Genomic DNA, 22,685 nt, shown 5'->3' on the forward strand with positions numbered 1-22,685 from the left:
ATCTATATCGTTTTCTCCATGATGAAGTCGTTCATGAAGAAACCATGCCCGATGGGAAAGTCACCGCGGCTGGTCACTTTCATGCCTTGGTGTGTATAGAAGTGCTTGGCGCGGTTGTGACGGTTGACATGCAGAAAGAGCGTGCAAGGCTCCGGATGCTGCTCCTTGATGAAGTCAATGGCGGTATTGAACAACTTTGTGCCCAGATGTTGGCTCTGATAGACCGGGAGAATGTACATCTTTTGCAGTTCGTATCGGTCTGCTTCTGTTGGTTGTACCGATGCATATCCTGCCGGCTTGTCGTCAACGAAGAGCAGCAGATAGGTATGATGCTCGACAGTCATCTGCCGACGGATCGATGCTTCGGAGTACATCATGTTCATCATATACTCGCATTGTTCCCGTGTGATAATGGTCTGGTAGGTATCGGGGAATACTTTCTCCGCCATAGCCCTGATGATAGGAATGTCGTTGAGGGTTGCTTTTCTGATAGTTGTAGTCATGTTGATAGGTTTATGTTGGTCAAATCTTTATTCAGTGTTGTCTTGCTGATTCTTTTACGATATCATAGTAAAGATCCACCGGACTTTCATGCCACATCTTTGTGCTCTCCTGTGAAAGCTTTTTATAGGTGGAAGAAGCATAGACTTTTTTTATAGCATCTATGAGACTGATGTTCTCTTTAGTTGTGAGAATATCTGCAATTCTACTCACTTTTGATGGAATAATTAAGTAGAGATTTTGTTGAGTAATGTCTCCAATCATAATGTTACCTCCTTTATTTCTTTAAATTTAAGATAGTCCAGTGAGCGTTCTGTATGAAAAAGATATTGATCTACGAGTTGATAAGTGCGTAGCTCTTCTATTAAGGTTTTCTTACTTATGACGTTTCCTTCAAAGAGAGCAAATGCGGCATAAACGTGATCATTGGCTACAGGACCGTACACAATGTCGTAGTTATGACTAAAATCCGGCAAAGTGCGGTTTTGCATAACGAAATCCACCCATTCCTCTGTAGGCTTTTCAAAGATAAGTGATTTCAGCTGGATAAGGGCTGTATCGTTGAAATCATAGACGTTTACATATCCTTTTGCTATCTTACTTTCCCGCATGCGTCGTTGTACCCACCTTTCTGCTTGCCAATATGCAGTGGTGGTGTAGAAACCAGTTCCATAGTCCAACCGGCGATTGGGCTCTCTTATTTCTGGTTGCGTGACAACTTCCAGACTCCCATGATAGACATTAATGATTGCCATTTGCTGCCTCCTTTCTGTTCTTGATGAACTTATTGATATCACCTAATAACCATTGGGCAGATTGGGTGTGAAGTACATCATAGAACTCTTGCAAGTATTCAAAGACGCCATATCGGTTGAACAAATTCATGACTTGTTCACCCTCCATGCCTTTTTCTGTTTTGTACTGCTCTATACAAAACGAAATAAAGTATGCAATATCTTGTCTTTCCTTTTGTTCCATCATTAAATTCTTAGTCATGCAAAGATACGCATATTTCATTAAAGTAACAACAGATAATCGTGCTTTGAGCCTTAAAATAGCGAAAATAATCGTAACTTTGTAGGGACTCTAACATTTGACTGAACATGAAAGCAAAAACCTCTGCTGTTTGCTGGCCGCAACCCTGGCGCTGGATAGCAATATCGTCTTTACTACTATGCACCATCTTCTTGCATGCTTTGCCGCTTGCCGCCCAAAAGCGTAGAGCGCTGAGTACTCATATTCAAAAGACTTATCAGCAGATGGGAGGCATCTACTATGCCTATTCCGCACCACCCACCAACTGTTTCGCTCCTGCGCCGGAGGGCTATCGCCTGGTCTGCCTCAGTCATTATGGGCGCCATGGCTCACGCTGGATGACGAGTGACAAACGCTATGAATGGTTGTGGCAACAGTTCGAAGACGAGAAGCTGCTGACACGGCGGGGGCGTAGCGTACGCAGTCGGCTGAAAAAGATCTGTGACAATGCACGGGGCAATGGCGGACAGCTGTCGCCCGTGGGAGTGCGGCAACAGCAGGGACTTGCTGCCCGCATGGTATCCCGTTTTCCGCAGATGTTCGGTTCGGATAGTCACGTAACCGCAAGGTCGAGTGTGGTGCGCCGTTGCCGTAAGAGCATGGAAGCCTTTGTGGAAGAGATGAAATACCTGCGGTTGGGCGCGAGGATAGACATGCGCACCGACTCGGCAGACATGCAGTGGATGAGCCACGAGAGTCCCGACGAGATGCTGTTGAAGTTACAGACCGACAAGAGCTGGACGCTGCCCACGCATCGCCTGCTTGCCTCACTCTTCCGCCACCCAGAGGCCATCGCCGACACGGCACGTCTCTTCTCTGAACTCTATGCCGTGGCTTCCGACTTGCAGGATGTTGACCTGCCTGGAGTCTCGCTCTACGACCTTTTCACCCTCGACGAGATGCGTTATTGCTATCAGCGCGCGTGCCGTGAGATGCGCTATGAGAACGGCATCGATCCAGCCAATCACGGTATCCCGGCACAGTGTGCCGCCAATCTGTGGGGCAATATCGTGCTCTGTGCCGACAGTGTCCTGACATCGGGAAAGCCTGGTGTGACGCTGCGCTTCGGCCACGACACTGCTCTCTACCGTCTGTTGAGTCTCCTCGGAGCCTCGCCCGTGGTAGACGACAGTCTGAATCTTGCGGAACTGGTACCTATGGCAGCCAACCTGCAGATGCTTTTCTACCGTAACCGGCAGGACAGCGTGGTGGTGGCTTTCTACCTCAACGAGCGGCCGATAACGCTACACGGTATACATCCTGCCCTTGCACAGGACTCTTGTCATGTCTCGTTTTATTCCTGGGCGGCATTGAAGCGTCATTTTCAGCATTTCCTCGACCGCCAGCAATGGATGGATCGCACACGCGCCATCAACACGATGGTGGGTACCGACTACGCCACGACAGCTTCTGTCGGACGCTACGGCAAAGGATCGGAAGAGCACGGACAGACCCTTCCCGCAGTGCTCGTGCCCCATGGCATGAACTTTTGGACACCGCAGACACAAGACACGGAACAGAAGTGCCGCGCGCCTTATTATTATAGAGACTCGCTGTTCCAGGGTTTCCGCGCCAGTCACTGGCTCGTAGGCGGGTGTACCCAGGACTATGGTTCCTTTACGCTCATGCCGATGACGGGGCGGCTGCGGTTGAAACCCGAAGCGCGCGCCACTCCATTCAATCACAACGATGAGTTGAGCCATCCTTATTATTATGGTGTCTATCTGCCTAAGGAGAAGCTGATGACCGAGATGACGGCGACGAGCCGTTGTGCCATCTTTCGCTTTATGCCCGACGAGGGTGGTGAGATGCATATCGTCGTCCAAGCAAACAACGACTATCGGGAGGGCTTCGTCGCCGTAGATACCGCCCGTCAGTGCATCTGGGGCTACAACCCCGTGCACCGCATCTATCAGGGCTGGGGCGAACGGGCAGGCTTCAGCGGTTGGTTCGTCGTACAGTTTCAGCGACCTTTCCGCCACTGTGGCGTGAAAGACTCCGTGGCCTTCGTCACGCTCGACGTGAAAGGCGGAGAGCAGGTGCTGGTCAAGGCTGCCACGAGTTTCACGGGCATCGACGGTGCGTGGCGCAACCTGCGTGCCGAGCTCCCAGGCTGTGACTTCCTCGGTACGCGGCTGGCGTTGGACAGTATCTGGCAGGATGAACTGCGGACCATCGACGTGGAAGACAGCGACAAGGCGAAGGTCAACGCGTTCTATGGCGCGCTCTACCGTACTGCCTTCGAGCCGCACGCTATCAGTGACGTTGACGGGCGCTATCCCGCCTTTGCCTCGGGCCAGCCGATGATGCCCGACAGCACGGACAGGGGGCGCAGCCGCTACATGGACTTCTCGATGTGGGACATCTACCGTGCCGAGTCGCCCTTGCTGTTGCTGACACATCCGCAGATGGCTTCCGACATGATACAAAGTCTCGGAGGTATGTACCGCGAGGGCGGTTGGATGCCGATCTTCCCTTGCTGGAACAGTTATACCAGTGCGATGATCGGTGACCATGCCGCCTCGCTCGTGGCCGACGCAGTGGCAAAGGGACTCGACCGTACGCATCCCTGTGACCTCAAAACCATCTATGCAGGACTGCGCAGGAATGCTTTTGAAAGTCCGAAAAGCGATAAGGACTATGCCAATGGCATGGGACGGCGAGCGCTGAAGAGCTGGCTGCGCTATGGCTTCATCCCGTTGGAAGACAGTGTGAAGGAGGCTTTCCACACCCAGGAACAGGTGTCGCGAACCTTGGAATATGCCTACGACGATTACTGTGTGGCGCAGGTGGCCAAGGCTCTGAACCAGAAAAAAGACTATGAGACTCTGATGCGACGTTCTCGCAACTGGATGAACGTGTTGAATCCACGTACGGGTTGGGCAGACGGTCGCCATGCCAATGGCAGCTGGCTGATGAACCGCGATCTGACGAGTCGCCTGCCGTTTATCACAGAGGGAGCTGTCATGCACTATAGTTTCTATGTGCCGCACGACATTCCCGGTTTGATCAGGGCGATGGGCGGACGGCAGGCGTTCATCCAGAAGCTCGACACGCTCTTTGGCTTCCATCGTGATGGACGTCGTGACAGTGTCTGCTATTATTGGCATGGCAACGAGCCTTGTCACCACATTGCCTACCTCTATGCCTTGGCGGGTGAGCCGTGGAAGACGCAGCGGGTGGTCAGCGATATCCTGCGCACGGAGTATCGCGATGTCCCCGGTGGCTTGTCGGGCAATGACGATGCCGGGCAGATGAGTGCGTGGCAGGTGTTCTCCATGCTCGGCTTCTATCCTGTCTGTCCCGGCACTGCGGAGTATGTCATTGGCATCCCACAGTTCAGCCATGCGCGCATCGGACGGCTGACGATAGAGACGCGGGGTGGTGGCAATGGCAACTGCTATGTTCTGCGCATGACGTGGAACGGAAAACCTTACACCCGCTACACTCTTTCTCACGACATGCTGACCAATGGTGGACATCTCGTCATAGAGTTAGGGCCTGAGCCACTGAGGTAATTCAAAGAAGAGAGGACGCGATTGTATCACCCCTACTTAAGAAGAATGCATCAATCCTGCTTAAGTGGGGGTTAATACTTGATCCTGAAATAGTCGAGCAACATCTTAAACTTGTCTTGCGCGGCCAGGCAGGTGTCGATCAGATAGCCGCGGATGTGGGGATATTCGCGCAAGCCTCGGTAATAGAAGAAGCGCAAGTCCTCGTCGATGATGAACGGTATGAGGTTATGTGCCAGGCATTCTTTGAACATGATGAGGCGCCCTACACGTCCGTTTCCGTCTTGAAACGGGTGAATAGACTCGAATTGTTGATGGAAAGTGATAATACATTCCTCGTTCTTGTCTTTCACACTTCTATACCATTTCAGCAGTTCTTTCATGTCTTCGTTGACTTTTTCGGGTGCTGTAGTCTCGATGCCACCAACTTCGTTGGGCAGGCGTTTATAGTTACCAACAGCAAACCAGTCTTTTGTGCTGTCCGTCGTTCCTGTTTTAAGGATCCTGTGCAACTCTTTGATGAGGCTTTCGGTCAATGGAGAGGTTGCGTGATCTATGATATAGTCTACGCAGCGGAAATGGTTGACGGTCTCGATGATGTCGTCCACTTTTACGGCCGGGCCTTCTTGTGGGGCTATCGTGTGCGTCTCAAAGATCATGCGGGTCTGTTCTTTGGTCAGTTTGCTACCCTCAATGTGATTGGAATTGTATGTTAAGTCTACTTGGACTCGATGATAGATTCCACCTTTTATTTTCCCGTCTTTCTGTTCTTTCAAAGCTTTGAGTAGTGGTGATAGCTTCTTGTTTTGGCTACGGCTGGGCAGCACAGCATCGGCCGGGATGTTCCATGTCTTTCCAGAGAGGAACGCTCCTGGTATTTTTCCCTGTCTGCAATAGTTCCTGACGGTTCTGTCTGAGATGCCGTTGAGGGATGCGAATTGTGAGGATGTTAATATGTTCATTTTCCGTTATCGGCAAGTTCTGTTGGTTGATATAGTGCAAAGATACGGTTTTTTGCCGATACTGGCAAGTGAATTGGACTTTTGCTTCGCTTTTTTGCCGATAAGACTTTGGACGGAGTATTTGTAGCCGCAAATTGTCGAAAACGTGTATTCTCTCTTTGTGTTGCTTGGTTATGTTAATTGCTGCTTCACAGCAACGGGAAGTCTTTCCTCATTGCAGTGTCTTGATCTGTTTTTTGTTCAGCTAATAGCTACCAACAAACAAAGGCCTCCGCGGTATTCCGCGGAGGCCTTTATAGTTAGTTTGAAGTCTATTGCTTATCAGAGCAATTCTTTTCTTAGTTGTCGCTCTTCCCGAAGATACGCAGCAGATAGAGGAAGAGGTTGATGAAGTCGAGGTAGAGCTCCAGGGCACCGAGCAGTGCGATCTTCTGTGAAGCCTCGCTCATGTCGGGCTGCATGGCCAATGCCTGCTTGATACGTTGGCTGTCCCAAGCGGTGAGCCCCACGAAGAGCAGTACGCCAATATAGCTCAGGATGAGGTCAAAACCGGAGCTGCGCAGGAACATGTTCACCACCGAGGCAATGATGATGCCGATGAGTGCCATAAACAGGATATTCCCGATTTTGGCCAGATTGGTCTTCGTCACATAGCCATAGAAAGCCATGGCACCGAAAGTACCGGCGGTGATGAAGAATACCTGAGTGATACTCGTCATTGTGTAGACGAGGAAGATACTCGACAGCGTAACGCCGTTCAGTGCCGAGTAGATGATGAAAAGCGTGGTGGCGGTAGACAGCGACAGCTTGTCGATACGCGCGGTAGTGTAGAATACCAGTCCGATCTCAGCGATCAACAATATCCAGATGGCTGCCCGACTGCTGTAGAGGGCTGTCATCAGGTGAGGACTGCTGGCCGTGCCAAAGGCACAAATGCCAGTGATGACCAGTGCCAGTGCCATCCATACATATACCTTTCGCATCAGCGCGGGAAAGGCGGTGGAGAGTGCACCTTCGCGTTGGCGGACGATCTGTTCCAAATCTTGTACTTCCATTGTTGTTGTTCTTTAGTTATGTTTATCGTTTACTATTGTCTGCAAATATATAGCTTTCCCTTCTGAAAAGCAAGAAATATGCCAAGAACAGTGTGCGATTTAATGTTTTTTGTATTGCTGCTTGTTGGCTTTTGATGCCTTTTCAGTAATTTTGTGTTCTATTCATTATCAGCGAGACAATATGACACGAAATCATAATATGACAAAGGGATGGGTGTGTGTCCTGCTGGCAGTCTTGGGTTGGACCGTAGCCTATGCGCAAGGCGCGTGGGATGTGCAGACGCTGAGGTTGCACAATGGCTTTACGGTGTGGCTCAATATCGACCACAGTCAGCCCAAGGTCTATGGTGCCGTGGTGGTGAAGGCCGGTGCCAAGGATTGCCCCAACACGGGCATTGCCCACTATTTCGAGCACTTGATGTTCAAGGGTACTGACAAAATCGGCACGGTGGACTATGAAAAAGAGAAGCCGTGGCTCGACAGTATCTCGCATCAATACGATCTGCTGGCTGCCACGACCGATGCTGCTCGACGGCTGACGATCCAAAAGCATATTAATGCACTGTCGGTCAGGGCTGCCGACTATGCCATCCCTAACGAGTTTCAAAACCTCATCACCCGCTTCGGCGGGACAGGACTTAATGCCTATACGTCGTTTGACGAAACGGTTTTCTACAATACGTTCTCGCCGCCGTATCTGTCGCAGTGGTGTGAACTCTATGCCGAACGTTTCCTCTCCCCTGTCTTCCGCCTGTTCCAGGGCGAATTGGAAACGGTGTATGAGGAGAAGAATATGTACTCCGACAACATGCTCGTGCAGGCCGCCGAGGCTGCCCAACGCTATGCGCTGGCGGGTACCCCCTATGCCTATCCTATCATCGGGGCTACTGACAGTCTGAAAAATCCGAGACTCAGCGAGATGATGCGCTTCTATCACCGCTATTATGTAGCAGGCAACATGGGGCTTATCCTCTGTGGAGACCTGCGTGCCGACTCCATCATGCCGCTGCTTGAGCGTACTTTCGGGCGGTTGCCCATGGGACAGGCACCGCAGACGCCTAAGGCGGTGCTGCGTGACTTCCGTGGGTCGAAACCGTTGAAATTAAAGTTACCGATCCCCGTTGTCAAGGCCGAGGGCTATGCTTTCCTTGCTCCACAGGAGGGCAGTCGCGATGAGGCTCCTTTCCAAGTGATGATGACGATGCTGTCCAATCCGTCACACACAGGACTGCTCGATTCGCTCGACAATGCCGGAAAGGTGATGGCGGTCATGGCCGGAAGCTATTACTTCAAGGACTTTGGTGCTTTTGGCTTTGGCTTTGTGCCCAATCTGCCCTTTTGTTCTAAGAAGAAAGCAAGTCGCCGTTGCTGGCAGGCCATCGGCCGCTTGCGTACCGGACAGTTCGACGATGCTCAGTTACAAGCGGTGAAACGCTCGCTCATCCGGCAGAAGTTGCTTAGCTTGGAGACTGTCAGCGGGCGCAGCTCAGCAATGATCAACGCTTTCTCGCATGGACTTAGCTGGCATATGGTGCTTGCCCAAGCAGCGCGCATCGACAGTGTGACCCATGATGATGTCGTCAGGGTGGCGCGTACCTATTTCAATGATGACTCTCTCGTGGTGAAAAAAGCCTTTGGACGCTATCCCAAGGAGCGAGTGGCACAACCTGGCTATCAACCTGTAAAGGCCCGTCATGCCGGTGAGCAAAGCGACTATGCCAAACGAATCGAGGCACAACCTGTGGACTCGGTGCCCCCAAAACTCGTTGATTTCAAACGCGATGTTGCTGAACGGTCCTTGTGCCCCTTGGTGCGACTCTATGGGGTGAAGAATCCTGATAACGAGATCTTCTCTCTTCAACTCTGCTATCGCCGTGGCTCAGCCACTGACCACCGTATAGAAATATTGGGAGACTACCTCAATCGTGTGGGGACTACGTCGAAGTCTCGCCAGCAAATGGGGCGGGAACTCCAACAATTGGGGGCTACGCTCGATGTGTCGGCCGATGCCGGCAATGTCAAGGTGACACTGATGGGCTTTGATTCCCAGTTTGTTCCCGCCTTGCGCCTGTTGCGCTCGTTTCTCGACAGCGCGGCAACGGACAATGCCAAGTTGCGTGTCTGCTGTAAGGAACTCAGACTTAACCGGCGGTCGTTTTTGAAAGAGAATGCCAACATTGCGGATGCTATCTATCAAAAGGTTGCCTTGGGTGACAGTTCTCCCTATCTTTCGCGGTTGACAGTCAAAGAGGCAAGACGCCTGAAAGCCTCTGGCCTTGTGAACCTCTTCCGCGAGGTGCAGCGCAGTCAGCTCGACATCATCTACACGGGTACGCTGCCCGTGGACAGTGTTGCTCATCTCGCCGCAACCGCTCTGCCACTTGACAAAGTGTGCAGTCCTTGGCGTCCGGTGCTCCATCCTTTGCAGTCTGTCGACGTGCCTACGGTCTATGTCTATGACAATTCCCGTGCCCGCCAGACCATCGTTGGCTCTTACCAGCAGGTGGGGGCTCTGCCTTCGGATAGTCTGCGGGCACCGTTCCATTTGTGGGGAACCTATTTCGGGGGTGGCATGTCGTCGGTGTTGTTCCAGGACATCCGTGAGTTTCGCTCTTATGCCTACTATGCTTATGGCCGCTGGCTCCAGCCAGACCTGCTCGTTCATCCTCAGTCGCCTTGCGCCTATGTCACCCGCTTAGGCTGTCAGTCCGACAAGACGATGGCGGCACTTGGCGTGCTTGACTCCGTACTCCGCAAGATGCCTGTGCGTGAGGAAAATATCCGGACAGCACGCCAGGGCTTGGTCAACGCCGTCAACAACGGTTATCCCGCTTTTCGCTCGTTGGGCAGCTATGTCGCCACGTGCCGGCTGAAAGGCTATACGCTGGATCCGGACTCAGTTACGCTTCGTTTGCTGCCAAAGCTGGGTATAGGTGATGTCTCCCGTTTCTACCAAAATCATGTGCAAAACACTCCTGCCTGCTATATTATTGTGGGAGACAAGCGCAAGCTCGATATGAAACAACTGAAACGGTATGGCAGGGTTGTCTTACTCCGGAAGCGTGACATCAGCAGATAGACACGATGGTTTGATGACAATAGCATGACCACGTGCATGTGTATTCGTGTGGAATATATAAAGTTCAAAGGCTTCTTTCCTCAGTTATTATAGAGGAAAGAAGCCTTTGTGCGCTATCTTTTCAGATTGTATATTTTGGCTTTACCACCCTTCACCGTCAGCTTGGTGTAGGGTTCTGAAGGAAATACGATGTTTGTCATGGCCATCTTGCCGTTAGCATCGAAGGCTTCAATACTGCTCTTGTCGATGAAGATTTGGAGCGTTTTTATCTTGCCATAAGTAGGTGCCGTCGTCAGCGCGGGGAAGTCGGTGCTGAAATCGGTCATTCCACTCTTCGTGCGGTCCATGGAGAACTTCTCCTCCTTGGCGTTATAGGTCATGGTTACGCTCTCGCCCTTGCCGTTGGAAAGCGTGATTACGCTGTTGCCACGGAGTTGCACGTCGACGCGGCAGGCAGGTGTCAGCGAAGCCTGAGGTTTCTTGGAGAAGGCGTCGAGGATTTCCTGTGACGGCTTCACGCTGCAATAGCCGGTGCCTTTATACTCGAAGTAGCCTAAGTCACGGGCGATGCCGTTGGCGGAGCGATACTGCTTGGTGGGTACCTGCGCGGCATACTGCCAATTGCTCATCCACGGCAGCGCGACATGGCGGCCATTGGGAGCATTGTTGAACGTCACAGTGGCATAGTGATCCTTGCCCCAGTCCATCCACTTCGTGACTGACGGGTCGCTGTCGCAGATGAACTTGTGGCCGTCAAAGGAGCCTGTGAAATACTGGGTCGCCGAACCACCGAAGGGACCGCCGGGATTGATGTTGCAGACGAGAATCCAGTGGCCACCACCCATGTCGAGGAGGTCGGGACACTCCCATACACCGGCGTGGGAGCCGTAGCCCTCACCGAAGTCGCTCTCAAAGGTCCAGTCCTTGAGGTTCTTCGAAGAGAAGAGCTTCATGTGCTGTTTCTCCGAGACGATGAGGATCCATTTTTGTCCTTGCGGGTACCAGATGACATGCGGGTCGCGGAAGTCGGGGATGTCGGAGGTCAGCACCGGGTTGTCTGCATACTTGGTGAAGGTCATGCCGTTGTCGGTGCTGACGGCCATACTCTGTGTCTGCGCCTTGCCGGCGGAGGTGTAGTAGGCCACTACGGCTCCCGGGCCGAAGCCCGCTGTATTGTCCTTATCGACCACTGCCGATCCGCTGAAGATCGTACCCAGAGCATCGGGCTCGATAGCCTCGCCCTCAAACTTCCAGTGGCAGAGGTCTGTGGAGGTGGCGTGTCCCCACGTCATATTCTCCCACGTCGAGCCATAGGGGTTGTGCTGGTAGTAGAGATTCCAGACTCCGTCCTTATAGAACAAGCCATTGGGATCGTTCATCCAGCCGTAAGCCGGCGTATGATGATAGACTGGGCGAAACTTCTCCCGGTTCTTCATGTCTACGGTTTGAGCGGTCTTGAGCAGTTTCCAAGCGGCAAGGTCGGAAGTGGCAGCCTTGCTGGCAGAGTTGGCGACATCACCGCGGTTGACGATGATATCCAGAAGCACCGACTTTCCGTCCTTGGTGAAGCGGCTGATGTCGAGGGGAACATAATAGTCTGCCTTGTTAGCAGCCAGCCGTACATTGAACTCCTGCACTACGGCATTGTCCTTGATGACGCGGATGTGGTCATAGCTTTGGGTCTCTTCTACAGGCAGCAGGACATAGCGGTCGTGGCAGGGAATTTTGACCATGACGTGATCGTCTGCGAGAACTTGCGTATGAAGCTTTGTCTCTGGTTGTGCCGTCAAAGGACCAGCAAGCATCAGAAAAGCTATGAATAGGAAAAGAGAGATTTTCATAAGTCTGAAGGGTTTTAATATTGGTGTACCTCCACATTGCTTACGTTTATTGCTCCATCATAGCTGTTGATACTCCAGCAATTTTTCTGGATGCCATAGATGCGGTTGGTGTAGCAGGCCACATCATTGATGTACATCACGCAGACGCTGTTGTCGGTGTAGATGGTGATGTGGTAGGTGTTGTCAGCCGGACGGTTGAAGACGTATCCGTCGATGCCGCCGATGAATCCGGCTCCCTCGGCGCCTTCCTCTTCAAAGTTGACCTTGCGCGTGTTGTCGCTCTCAGGGTTGACGACAAGCGAGTAATACTTCTTAGAGTCACTGCCTCTGACAAGTGAGATGCCAAATTTATCCGTGTTGCCGCTGGTTTTAACCGTGAAGGAAATGCGGTTGCAGGTTCCTAAGCGGTTGAAGAGCACGTTGGCATTGCCCGTAAGCTGGAAGCTATTACCGCTTTGCGCTGAGGCCCCCTCACTGAGCGATTCAGCCTTGAGGGTCTGCACCTTGTTATATTTATTGCTGATTCCTTGCACCTCACCCAAGGTCAGCGTTCCATCGCTATGCTGAATGAGGCGGTGCATGACGAGGTTGCCCGCCCACTCTGGCTCAGCGGGATAAGCACCTACTGCCGTATTGTTCTTTCCCGAGCGTGTGGGGCACCAGCCCCAGATATATCTGTTGGTACCATCGGAAGCCGTCTTGCCGGCATAGAAGCCACGGCTGTCGAGGAATCCCTCATGGCTGTCAGGCCATCGGCTGGCATCATTGGCCGTGCACGCCTTGAGTTCTTCGAGCGTCTTGCCTTTGAAATACTGCACACGGCGCACGGCAGCATGTTTCTCACTGTAGATGAGGTACCACCAGTCGCCCATCTTGAAAATGTCGGGACACTCGTAGAAGCGGTCCCACATCATGTTCATAAACTGTCCGTTGCTCGTCCAGCTCTTCAAGTCGTCGGAGAGAAACTCTGCTAAGGTTCCTTTGTTGTTGGCTGTCGTCGACACGATCATGTGCCACTTGCCGTCGTCGCCTTTGAAGACAAAGGGGTCGCGGAAGTCATTACGGCTGTAGCCATAGTCGCTGCCACGGAGGAGGAACGTACGGCTCTTGGTCCAGGTCTTGAAATCGGGCGACGAAGCCATCATCACGGCTTCACCGCAGTCATCTGCCGTAGGCTGGTATTTGTTGCCGGTATAGAAAGTGTAATACTTCCCGTCGGCATCGTTGTACACAGTAGAGCCCGTTCCTAACGCAGCATCCTGTTCCTGAAGTCCGCCGCAGGGGATGAGTTCGCCAAGCGGTGTATAGCTGGCACCGTCGGTTGTGGACAGTCCCCAGATGGGATGATAGGTTCCCGCCTGGTTGGGTCGGAACTCCTGAAGATAGAGGATCTTGAAGTCACCGGCCTTAGGGTCATAGAACGGCATGGGGTCACCCACATAGCCTACGGAAGGCTTATAATACGTCTCCTGCTCCTGGGCGTCAGTAGAAGCAAAGTAGGTCGTTGTCGACCAATCCTTTGTCTCCACGGTCTCGTTGTCGCTGCTGCAGGCAGTCATCGCCATGGCAGTCGCCATCAAGGTAGCAAATATCATTGGTTTCATGTTGTGCTGAGTTATTTGTTCATAAGATAGTTGAAAGCATTCTTCGTCATACGGGCCACGTTGGCGTGATAGCCCTCCTCGGACAGTGGGGCCACGCTGTACCAGTCGTAGCATCCCGAACCGATGCAGAGGATGTCGCCGTGCCCGTTGGTAGCCGGGAATTCCCATGCCACGACAGCACCGTCGCCTCCATAGGCAAGGTCTGTGGCGCCTGTCTTGCTTCGCCAGGTAGCATAGTCGGCATATCCGCCCCAGTCGCTTCCGATGTGCCATTGTGCCGTAGAGTTGGTGATGCGGTAGCCAGCGTCGCAAGTAAAGACAGCATTCGCGTCACCGTCCTTCATGACGAGGTTCTGGAAGAGCGGATGGCTGGTATGTCCCAGGATAGAGAAGTTCCACGGTCCATTGACCGTCTCGGCATCGGCCTCGTTCTGCCCCCAACAGTTGTTAGGACAAGCGTTGTTGGCCACAGCTCCTATCTCTGCCGGCATGTTGGTGGCATAGCGTGTGAAGAGGAACGACCCGCCATTGTTGTAATAGTCGCGGAGTGCCACCGCAGCGTTGATAGCCTCGGGTGCCGCTTTCTCAAAAGCTTCCTTGCCATCGACGCCGCCGTCTTTATGGAAATGCCACCAGATGACCTTACACTCGGAGAGGTCGACCGTTCCGTTCTTGATGTCATCGAAAGAGGCATAGAGCGAGTTGGGGATGTTGGCCAGCATCCAGTTGCAGGCTGTCTGCTCCTCTATATTGAGCTGGTCAACGGACTGCGCCAGTCCGACATAGACAGCAGAAGGCTTGCCGATGGCAGTCACGGTGACGGTATAAGTGGCCGAGGCCGTGTTGTTGGTGACCGTGTATTCCACCGGATGCGTGAAGTCGGTAGCCACCCCGCTTTCAGGAGATACCGTGGCGTTGGCACTGAGCGTGATGGTCGGCGTGAGGCTGGCCAGGTTGAGCGTGTTGGGGACGAAGACGGAGATGGTCTTCTGCTCCTCGTTGATGACACCCACATAGGTACCGTTAATTTTGAACGACGTTATCTTCGCCTCATCGTGCTGTGCCGATATGGTCCAGTCAAGGTATACATCGCCGTTAGTGACATGCATGACCTGTGGGGTGAGAAGATTGAGGGCGTCGCCCTCCTTGATATTACTCTCGGCTCCGTCACTCAGGCTGAGGGCGGAAATTTTCATGTTGCGGACATCGTAGCCTTCCGGCACCCTCACCGTGATGGTGCGGGCGGACTTGTCGATGATACCATCGTAGTTGTCAGCTTTCAGTGCCGTGACGTCACAGTTGCCGTTGAGCAGCAGGTCAGAGACATTGGAGTCGGAGCAGGCCGACAAAGCCAATATCATGACAACTGCGTATAGAATAGAAAAAATCTTTGTCTTCATCGTTACCATTCTCCTATGTTTTGTGTGTAATGTCCATTGGAAGCTGCTATCTGAGCGTATGGAATGGGCAGGTACTCGTTTTTGTTCTTAGTGAAATGAGCAGCTGTGTATATGGAGCAGTCGTTGGCCTCCTCAGCATAGTACTTGTTGAGGACTTTGTCGGCTTCTCCCCAGCGTACGAGGTCGAAGAATCGCTCACATTCCATGCCCATCTCCAAGCGACGCTCCATCTTGACAATCTTCAGCGCCTGAGTCTGGTCGTAGTTGCCTTTGTAGGTGGTGATATTCATCTTCACGCCATAGTCGTGCTGATAGTTGGCGATGACGCTGGTACTCTGCTTGGCGCGCTGCCGCAGTTGGTTGACGAGGCTGATGGCCTCTGGGATGCGTCCGTCGTTGAGCTGTACGAGTGCCTCGGCACGTTCCAAGAGCACATCGGCATAGCGGAAGACGATACGGTTCTCGGATGTTCCCCACCAGGAGCCCTTGATGAGATAGGAACCCACGAGGTCAGGGTCTACATTCTGCTTGAGGGTGACATAATGACCATACAGACCGTTGGAGCGGCTCCAGGCGGCACTGTTGTCCATGATGTATTTGGGATTGAACTCATAAGGCAGTCCGGGCATGCCGACGGTGAGGAAGAGGCGCGGGTCGGCATAGTCGGTGGCCTTGTCGTAGTCCTTCTGATTGTAGGTGTCGAGCAAGGGCAGTCCGTCGGCACTGGTACGGTAGGCGTTGACAAGATTCTGGCTCGGCTTGTAGAAGTCGCATCCACCATCGGTGACGCCGGGGATATTGGGTACGATCAGACCGTAGCTCCAATTGAGGTTGCCATATTTCGTACCGTCGTTCTTTGAGTATTGCATGGCCCAGATGCTCTCCTTTCCGTTCTCATACTGCTCTTCAGGGCGGAAGTTGTTGTGGAAATCACTCTCCAGTCCATAGCCACCGGCGGTGTAGATAGCCGGATCGCTGTATTCCACCACTTTGGCGAGGTCATCCTTGTTGATGCTCGTCACCTCATTGGTGTTGGGGTCATCCTGATGGTATGCCTTATAGAGATAGGCCTTTGTGAGGAAAGCGGCGGCAGCAGCCTTTGTAGGCCGACCCTTGTCAGCCTGCGTGACAGGCAGTGTCTTGTAGGCTTCCTCTAAGTCATCGATAATGAGCTGCCAGCCCTCGTCATTGCTGTACTGTCTGTTGGAGAGCTCGTTATACTGCGCTGTGGTGAGATGCTCATCCATAATGAACGGGATGTTCTTATACAGTCGCTTGAGAAGGAAATGACCGTAAGCGCGCAGGAACTTCATCTCAGCGATGCGCTCGTTCTTCAGTGGATAGGTAGCCTCATCGGTCTGATCGAGCAGTGCGATGGCGGTGTTGACACGGGAGATGCCGTTGTAGAGGCGCTGCCACATGTCACTGATGTTCCAGTTCGTTGTCAGAATGCCCTGTGATATCTCAAGCTGATGGAACACGTCACCGTCGCTGGTACCATTTCCGCCCTTGTAGGCATCGTCACTGCGTACATCATAGTTCCACATAGAGAAAGAGGAGTTGATGTCCTCAGCGGAAATCCAAACGGCATAGGCAGAGATGACGAGGTTATCAACATATTGGGACGACTTCACCTGTTCATCCGTCAGAACACCCTGTGGGGTCTGTTTGTCAAGGAAGTCGGAGCAGCTGGCCGTCAGCAAGCTGAGAGCCAAGGCTCCTATATATATAGACTTTTTCATGGTAGTGATAATAGTGTTAGAATGTAACGTTGAGTCCGAACGTGATGTTCAGAGGGATAGGATAGCCATAGTTGGGGTTCTCCGGGTCCACGCCTGTAAAGTTTGATGCATGTATCGTGAGCAGGTTCTGTGCGCTGACATAGAATCTCAGCCGCTGCATGTACAGTTTCTTTGCCAGATTCTCGGGCACGTTATATCCCAGCTGTATGGTGCGCAGCTTCAGATAAGAGCCGTTCTCAACCCAGTAGGACGAGACCCGCTTCTCGTTGTTGTTGTCACTCAGTGAGAGCGCCGGGATGTTACTGTTCGGATTGGTCGGGCTCCAGGCATTGAGCAGACGGGTGCCTTTGTTGAGGAAGCCGATGTTCAGTCCTGCCCAGATATCGGTCTCTTTCTTCAAGTCTGAGATGACATCTACGCCCTGTACACCCTGCCAGAACATCGTGAAGTCGAACTGCTTGTATTGCAAATAGACGTTCAGGCCATAAGTGAAGTCGGGTACGGGATTGTATATCCAGTCCTGGTCGGCTTCCGTGATGACGTTGTCGCCATTGAGGTCCTTCCATCTGATGCGTCCCAAGGCAGCCCCTTCCTGCTTGGCGTGGTTGTCGATGTCGTCCTGGCTCTTGAAGATGCCGTCAGCGACATATCCCACCTGCGCGCCCATAGGATGTCCGATGACACTCTTCACGCCATTACCTCCGAATGTACCGTTGGCAGCGACAGTGGCGGGCAGCTTGGTAATCTTATTACGATAGGTGCCGATGTTGCCGGTGATGTCATATTTCAGTCCCCACCGGGTGTTCTTACGGTAACCGAAGTTGAACTCCACACCCTTGTTCTCCATCTCGCCGGCATTGATCCACTGTGAGCTACCCTCGCCCATGGCGGCGATGCCAGCCATCTGCACGAGGATATTGGTAGTCTTCTTATAGTACCAGTCAAGGCTGCCGTAGAGCGAGTTGTCGAAGAGCGTGTAGTCGAGACCTAAATTAGTCTGTGTAGTTGTCTCCCATTTGATGTCGTCGTTGCCAATCTGGTTGCGCTTAAAGCCTGACGAGAGAATTTGTCCGCCATTAGTGCCGGCGATGTCGTAGGATGTGCCATAACTCTGTCCACCGCTCTCGTTGACACCATAGTTGCTCTCATAGATGGTGTAGCGGGCTATATTGGAGATTTCCTGGTTACCGGTCTGTCCCCATGAGGCACGTAGCTTGAGGTCATCAATCCATTTGGCTTTCATAAACTTCTCCTGGCTGATGCGCCATCCAAGAGAGAAGCTGGGGAACATTGCATAGCGGTTGTTCTTGCCGAAACGGCTTGAACCGTCATAGCGCACTGTGGCGGAGGCCAGGTATTTGTCAGCATAGGTATAGTTGGCCTTACCAAAATACGATACCAGGGAATAGCCTTCGCCACCACCGTAAGCTTGGGCAGAACCCATGCCGGCACTGGGCCACATGTAGTCTGGATTGAGAATGATGTAGCTTTCTTTATAGCCTGAGAAATTGATATCATCCTCTCGGTTGAGCTCCACACCGGCCATGGCATCAAAACGGTGCTGATCCTTGACGAAATTGTAGGTCGCCACCGCATTCCACATCCATTTAGTCCAATGTTCCTGTTTTGCTTCCACGGCATTGGTGGAAGTTGCCACATTGCCTTCAGTGATGGGATAGGTGAAGAAGCGCTGCTGCTTCTGCGCGTAGTCGAGGCCGAAGGTAGAGCGGAGGTTGAAACCCTTGAAGAGATGGAGATTGACATAGGCGTCGCCAAAAGCACGCCAGTAGGTATACCGGTTGTCGGCGTTGCGATGCAGACGTGCCACTGGGTTCTCACGGTCCGGGTAGCCGCCCACGGGACCGGCATAACTGCCATCGGTGGTATAGACGGGGAGAGAGGGGTTGAACTGCAGGACGTTCTCTAAGAATCCGCCGGGAGCCTGTACTTCTGAGGTGCGGTTCAGCGTGAAATGCTCACCTAAGGTCAGCACGTTCTTGATGACATCGTATTCCGTATTCATACGTGCAGAGAAGCGTTCGAAGTCAGATGTCTTGATGATACCCAGATTCTTATAGTAGCCTAACGAGAAATAGGAAGAGCCGCGCTCAGAACCGTTGCTCACCGCCACATTATAGTTCTGAATGACACCCGTGCGCGTTGTCTCGTCAAACCAGTCGGTGTCTGCGGCGGGTGTCGTCCCGGCAGCGTCGAGATATTTCGACATGCTGATGCTGTTGAGCACAGGATAGCCGGCTGGGTTGTAGCCCCAATTGTAGTGATAGCCCAAACCGTTGGTATTTGGATCCAGACCGTCGTTGACATAGGCCTGCCACATCACCTGACCATATTGCTTGGCGTTGAGCACATCCATCTTATGGGCATACATGGAGGCTGCCACAGAAGCGTCGACATCGACCTTCACCTTGCCATTCTTACCTTTCTTTGTAGTGATGATGATGACGCCGTTGGCAGCGCGGCTGCCATAGATAGATGCAGAAGCCGCATCTTTGAGCACTTGGATGCTTTCGATATCAGCAGCATTGAGCTCGTGCATGCCGGCTTTTGTAGGCACGCCGTCGATGATATAAAGTGGGTCATTGTTGTTGAGCGTTCCCACACCGCGGATTCTCACGGTAGCAGCTCCTGAGGGTGAGCCGTCGGCACTGATGTTCATGCCTGGCACTCTTCCCTGCAAAGCTTTCATGGGGTTGTTCTCATTTTGCTTGGCCAAATCATCAACGCTAACTACAGAGATGGCGCCTGTCAGGTCGGCTTTACGCTGTACGGTATAGCCGGTGACGACAACTTCATTGAGTTGCTTGCTGTCATCGTGCAACACCACTTTCATATTGTCGGCAGCCGACGTGGAAGTCGTCTTGAAACCGATATAAGAAATGGTGAGCTTGCTACCTGCAGGTACATTGATTACAAACTTTCCATCGATGTCGGTCACCACACCATTGCTTGTGCCTTCCTGCATGACAGTAGCACCGATAACCGGCTCGCCAGTTCCGTCTACCACCATTCCGGTGATGCGGCTTCCCTGCTGGGCTTGTGCTGTCAGACCATACCAACATGCCATCGCCCCAAATACAAACTTAAAAGTCTGGTTCATGTTACTTTGGTTTAAGTTTCTAATTACTTTTGGTTTCTGCCGCAAAGTTATGGGAATTATTATAATATGGTGTTACAAAATTCTATCAGCGGTTTTTAAAATCCATGCATGTTAGAAATTTAAATGGAAATGATAGAATATTTGAACTCGGCTTCGCTTTTTTCAGCCAAAGCCTTTCAAATATGAAAGAAAAACAATATCTTTGCAACTGACAATCAGAAAGAAACCATGAAACCGCTATTGCTGAACCTATTCTTTTGCAGAGACTCTTTTCTGAAGAAAGCAATGTCATGCAAGATGGTGTTACGCTTCGTAATGCTGTCGTGCCTTTGTCTCTTGCTGTCATGCCAACAGCACCGCTATCGCATTGGTGTCTCGCAATGCAGCAATGATGGATGGAGACAGAAAGCTAATAGTGAAATCAAAATCGGGCAATATCAATATAGTAATGTCGATGTCGTCTTTGCCTCTGCTGAGAACGACGGCCGACGGCAGGTGGCGCAGATAGATTCTATGGTGGCCGACGGCGTTGACCTTCTTGTCGTCTCCCCAAGCGATACTAAAACGGTGTCCCCGGCTATTGAGCGTGCCTACGATAAAGGCGTTCCGGTCATTCTTTATGACCGGATGACCCAGTCTGAGAAGTACACCGCTTTCATTGGTGCTGACAATGTTGCCATAGGCCGCTATATGGCACAGTTTGTCATATCGCAAGTCAATAATGGAGATGACGTCGTGGAGATCACAGGACTCGAAGGCTCTACACCCGTTGAGGAGCGGCATCGCGGCTTTATGGAAACAATCGCGAAAAGCAATAAACACATAAAGGTAACGACCCTTCAAGGCGATTGGACAATCAAAACTCCACGAAAGTTGATGTATCAATTTCTTAAAGAAGGTCATCGCCCTATATGTGTTTTCTGTCATAACGATGGCGAAGCTCTTGGGGCTTATCTTGGGGCTAAAGATATGGGGCTGGAGAAAAATATGAAATTCGTCGGTATCGATGGATTACCCGGACCCAACCAAGGTGTGGAATGGGTGCGTGAGGGGAAACTCACGGCTTCTTACATCTATCCTACTAAAGGTGAAAAAATCATTCCGCTTGCAATGAATATTCTGCAGCATAAGCCGTTCAGGCGCATCAATATCCTTACCTCGGCTTTGGTAACAAAGGACAATGCGACAATCGTTGACATGCAGAACCGAGAGATGCTTAACCAAACGGCCAAAATTTCAGAGTTATACAACAATATCGACAGATATATCAATTTGTATCAAAGTCAAAAGATTATACTCGTGATGGCTGTTATCGTGGTGCTGTTGCTCATCGTCATAGCTGGCTACCAAGTATACCTGCGTAAGACACACGAGCAAATCAACAAGAAGATACAACAATTGGATAAAGAAAAAATAGACTTCTTTACCAATGCGAGCCATCAGTTGCGCACACCTCTGACACTGGTGAGTGGACCCGTGGAACAACTACTTGCAAGCAATACATTGAAAGGAAAAGACCTCGAGACGGTAAAAATGGTGAGTCGTAATGTCCGTCAGCTCTCATTGCTTATTGATGGCGTGCTGTCTTTTGATAGCAATAACACTACTGTTGACGACAACACTGTACCGTCGTGTCAATCTCAGCATGAATACGCCAATGTCACAGAAAGTGAGAATGTTAAGACTGTACAGCCTTCATTGGCTGATGATATCATCAATGAGGATGACAGTCGCCAACAGATCCTTATCATTGACGACAATGCAGACATACGTAACTATCTGAGAAGCATACTTGAAAAGAAATATAATGTCTTTGAAGCTGCCAACGGGAAAGAAGGGGTCAGTATGACACAGAAATACTTACCCGATCTGGTTATCAGTGACATCATGATGCCAGAGATGAACGGCTTGGAGTGCTGCCAGATCATCAAACAAACTAAGATAACTTGTCATATACCTGTCATCTTGCTTACGGCACGCGCTCAGGAGGCACAACGTATCGAGGGCTTTGGGCATGGTGCCGACGAATATATGACCAAACCATTTAGTGCCGAAGTATTGCTTGCACGCGTCAACAATCTGCTCAGCAACCATAAACGGTTGAAAGAAATTTTTGACAGCAACTCCGAGTGGGTTCAAGCAACGAAAAATATCGAAGGTAGCGACAAACAGTTCGTCGAACTGTTGCGTAAGACGGTATTGGATCATCTCTCAGATCAGAAATTGAAGATGACACAGGTTGCTGACATTATGAATATCAGCTATATACAACTGTATAGAAAGACAAAAGCTATCATTGGCATTACGCCAGTGGAGCTGCTGCGAAAAGCTCGCATTAAGCGTGCACTGCTACTATTGCAGACAACAAATCTCACAATAGCTGAGATCGCCTATCAGACTGGTTTTGGAAGTCCTTCATATCTTAGTGTGTGCTTCAAAGAAGAATTTGGAAAATCACCAAGTGAGATAAGAACTTCGAATGATTTCGAAGACTTAACAAATCCCTTATAAACTTCTTGCTTTCCTGCCACTATTCTCCTTCGATTCTCTGTGTATCGCAGTCTCAGATTCTCTGTGTATCACTGTCTCAGATTCTCGGTATCATTGTCTCAGATTCTCTTTTTTGTTGTGTTGGGTTCTATAGGTTGCTGCTTTGCAGCGACACCTAGTCTTTGCTTTCTTCCGTCCTCCCCTATAATATTTAATTAAGGTGACCGCCTCTCTTTTTGTCAAACAAAACGAAAACTTGCGTATTTTCTTCAAAAAAACTCGGGAAAAGTTTGGAGGGTATTGGTAAAAGCTGTACCTTTGCACTCGCTTTTCAGAACTACGG

14 protein-coding genes are annotated in these 22,685 nt (G+C 51.3%); 3 read left to right on the forward strand and 11 right to left on the reverse strand.

Annotated features, from left to right (window positions below; all coding sequences use genetic code 11):
* Positions 1-2 precede the first annotated feature (2 nt).
* From FYJ73_RS10930 to FYJ73_RS10945, 4 genes are read right to left on the reverse strand one after another with little or no spacing between them, the layout of a single operon-like run.
* Positions 3-503, reverse strand: a complete 501-nt coding sequence (locus FYJ73_RS10930; protein WP_154534753.1) for a GNAT family N-acetyltransferase — start codon at positions 501-503, stop codon at positions 3-5.
* A gap of 31 nt (positions 504-534) precedes the next feature.
* Complete coding sequence (locus tag FYJ73_RS10935; protein ID WP_154534754.1) at positions 535-765, reverse strand: hypothetical protein; 231 nt, start codon at positions 763-765, stop codon at positions 535-537.
* A complete protein-coding gene (locus tag FYJ73_RS10940) occupies positions 762-1,256 on the reverse strand; it encodes a DUF3990 domain-containing protein (RefSeq protein WP_154534755.1) in 495 nt (164 codons plus the stop codon). Before FYJ73_RS10940 ends, FYJ73_RS10935 begins: the two co-directional genes overlap by 4 nt.
* Positions 1,243-1,497: a DUF3791 domain-containing protein gene (locus FYJ73_RS10945; RefSeq protein ID WP_235899331.1), complete on the reverse strand. Its 255-nt coding sequence runs from the start codon at positions 1,495-1,497 to the stop codon at positions 1,243-1,245. The genes FYJ73_RS10940 and FYJ73_RS10945 overlap by 14 nt, the downstream gene beginning before the upstream one ends.
* 107 nt (positions 1,498-1,604) lie before the next feature.
* Between FYJ73_RS10945 and FYJ73_RS10950 the strand changes: the two genes are divergently transcribed.
* Positions 1,605-5,054: a GH92 family glycosyl hydrolase gene (locus FYJ73_RS10950; RefSeq protein ID WP_235899332.1), complete on the forward strand. Its 3,450-nt coding sequence runs from the start codon at positions 1,605-1,607 to the stop codon at positions 5,052-5,054.
* Between the two features lie 71 nt (positions 5,055-5,125).
* On the opposite strand, the gene FYJ73_RS10955 is transcribed toward FYJ73_RS10950, so the two are convergent.
* Positions 5,126-6,013 (reverse strand): Fic family protein, encoded by an 888-nt coding sequence (locus FYJ73_RS10955; protein WP_154534756.1) that lies wholly within the window; start codon positions 6,011-6,013, stop codon positions 5,126-5,128.
* Between the two features lie 338 nt (positions 6,014-6,351).
* Complete coding sequence (locus FYJ73_RS10960; protein WP_154534757.1) at positions 6,352-7,068, reverse strand: Bax inhibitor-1/YccA family protein; 717 nt, start codon at positions 7,066-7,068, stop codon at positions 6,352-6,354.
* 181 nt (positions 7,069-7,249) lie between these two features.
* Here FYJ73_RS10960 and FYJ73_RS10965 point away from each other — a divergent pair, with 181 nt between their 5' ends.
* Entirely contained in the window at positions 7,250-10,147 is a 2,898-nt protein-coding gene (locus FYJ73_RS10965; RefSeq protein WP_235899333.1) for a M16 family metallopeptidase, read from the forward strand.
* 113 nt (positions 10,148-10,260) lie between these two features.
* On the opposite strand, the gene FYJ73_RS10970 is transcribed toward FYJ73_RS10965, so the two are convergent.
* From FYJ73_RS10970 to FYJ73_RS10990, 5 genes are read right to left on the reverse strand one after another with little or no spacing between them, the layout of a single operon-like run.
* Positions 10,261-11,988: a glycoside hydrolase family 32 protein gene (locus FYJ73_RS10970; protein ID WP_154534758.1), complete on the reverse strand. Its 1,728-nt coding sequence runs from the start codon at positions 11,986-11,988 to the stop codon at positions 10,261-10,263.
* Positions 11,989-12,002: 14 nt separating this feature from the next.
* Complete coding sequence (locus FYJ73_RS10975; RefSeq protein WP_154534759.1) at positions 12,003-13,592, reverse strand: glycoside hydrolase domain-containing protein; 1,590 nt, start codon at positions 13,590-13,592, stop codon at positions 12,003-12,005.
* Between the two features lie 11 nt (positions 13,593-13,603).
* Positions 13,604-15,001: a DUF4960 domain-containing protein gene (locus tag FYJ73_RS10980; protein ID WP_154534760.1), complete on the reverse strand. Its 1,398-nt coding sequence runs from the start codon at positions 14,999-15,001 to the stop codon at positions 13,604-13,606.
* The gene (locus FYJ73_RS10985) at positions 14,995-16,734 is read right to left on the reverse strand and encodes a RagB/SusD family nutrient uptake outer membrane protein (RefSeq protein ID WP_154534761.1); all 1,740 of its coding nucleotides are present in this window, start codon (positions 16,732-16,734) and stop codon (positions 14,995-14,997) included. The genes FYJ73_RS10980 and FYJ73_RS10985 overlap by 7 nt, the downstream gene beginning before the upstream one ends.
* A 16-nt stretch (positions 16,735-16,750) precedes the next feature.
* On the reverse strand, positions 16,751-19,819 hold the full coding sequence (locus tag FYJ73_RS10990; protein ID WP_154534768.1) for a SusC/RagA family TonB-linked outer membrane protein: 3,069 nt from the start codon (positions 19,817-19,819) through the stop codon (positions 16,751-16,753).
* Positions 19,820-20,080: 261 nt separating this feature from the next.
* On the opposite strand from FYJ73_RS10990, the gene FYJ73_RS10995 reads away from it, so the two are divergent.
* On the forward strand, positions 20,081-22,363 hold the full coding sequence (locus FYJ73_RS10995) for a hybrid sensor histidine kinase/response regulator transcription factor (RefSeq protein ID WP_154534762.1): 2,283 nt from the start codon (positions 20,081-20,083) through the stop codon (positions 22,361-22,363).
* Positions 22,364-22,685 lie beyond the last annotated feature (322 nt).

Origin of the sequence: Hallella mizrahii, assembly GCF_009695775.1 — a bacterium.
GTDB classification, from domain to species: Bacteria; Bacteroidota; Bacteroidia; order Bacteroidales; family Bacteroidaceae; genus Prevotella; species Prevotella mizrahii.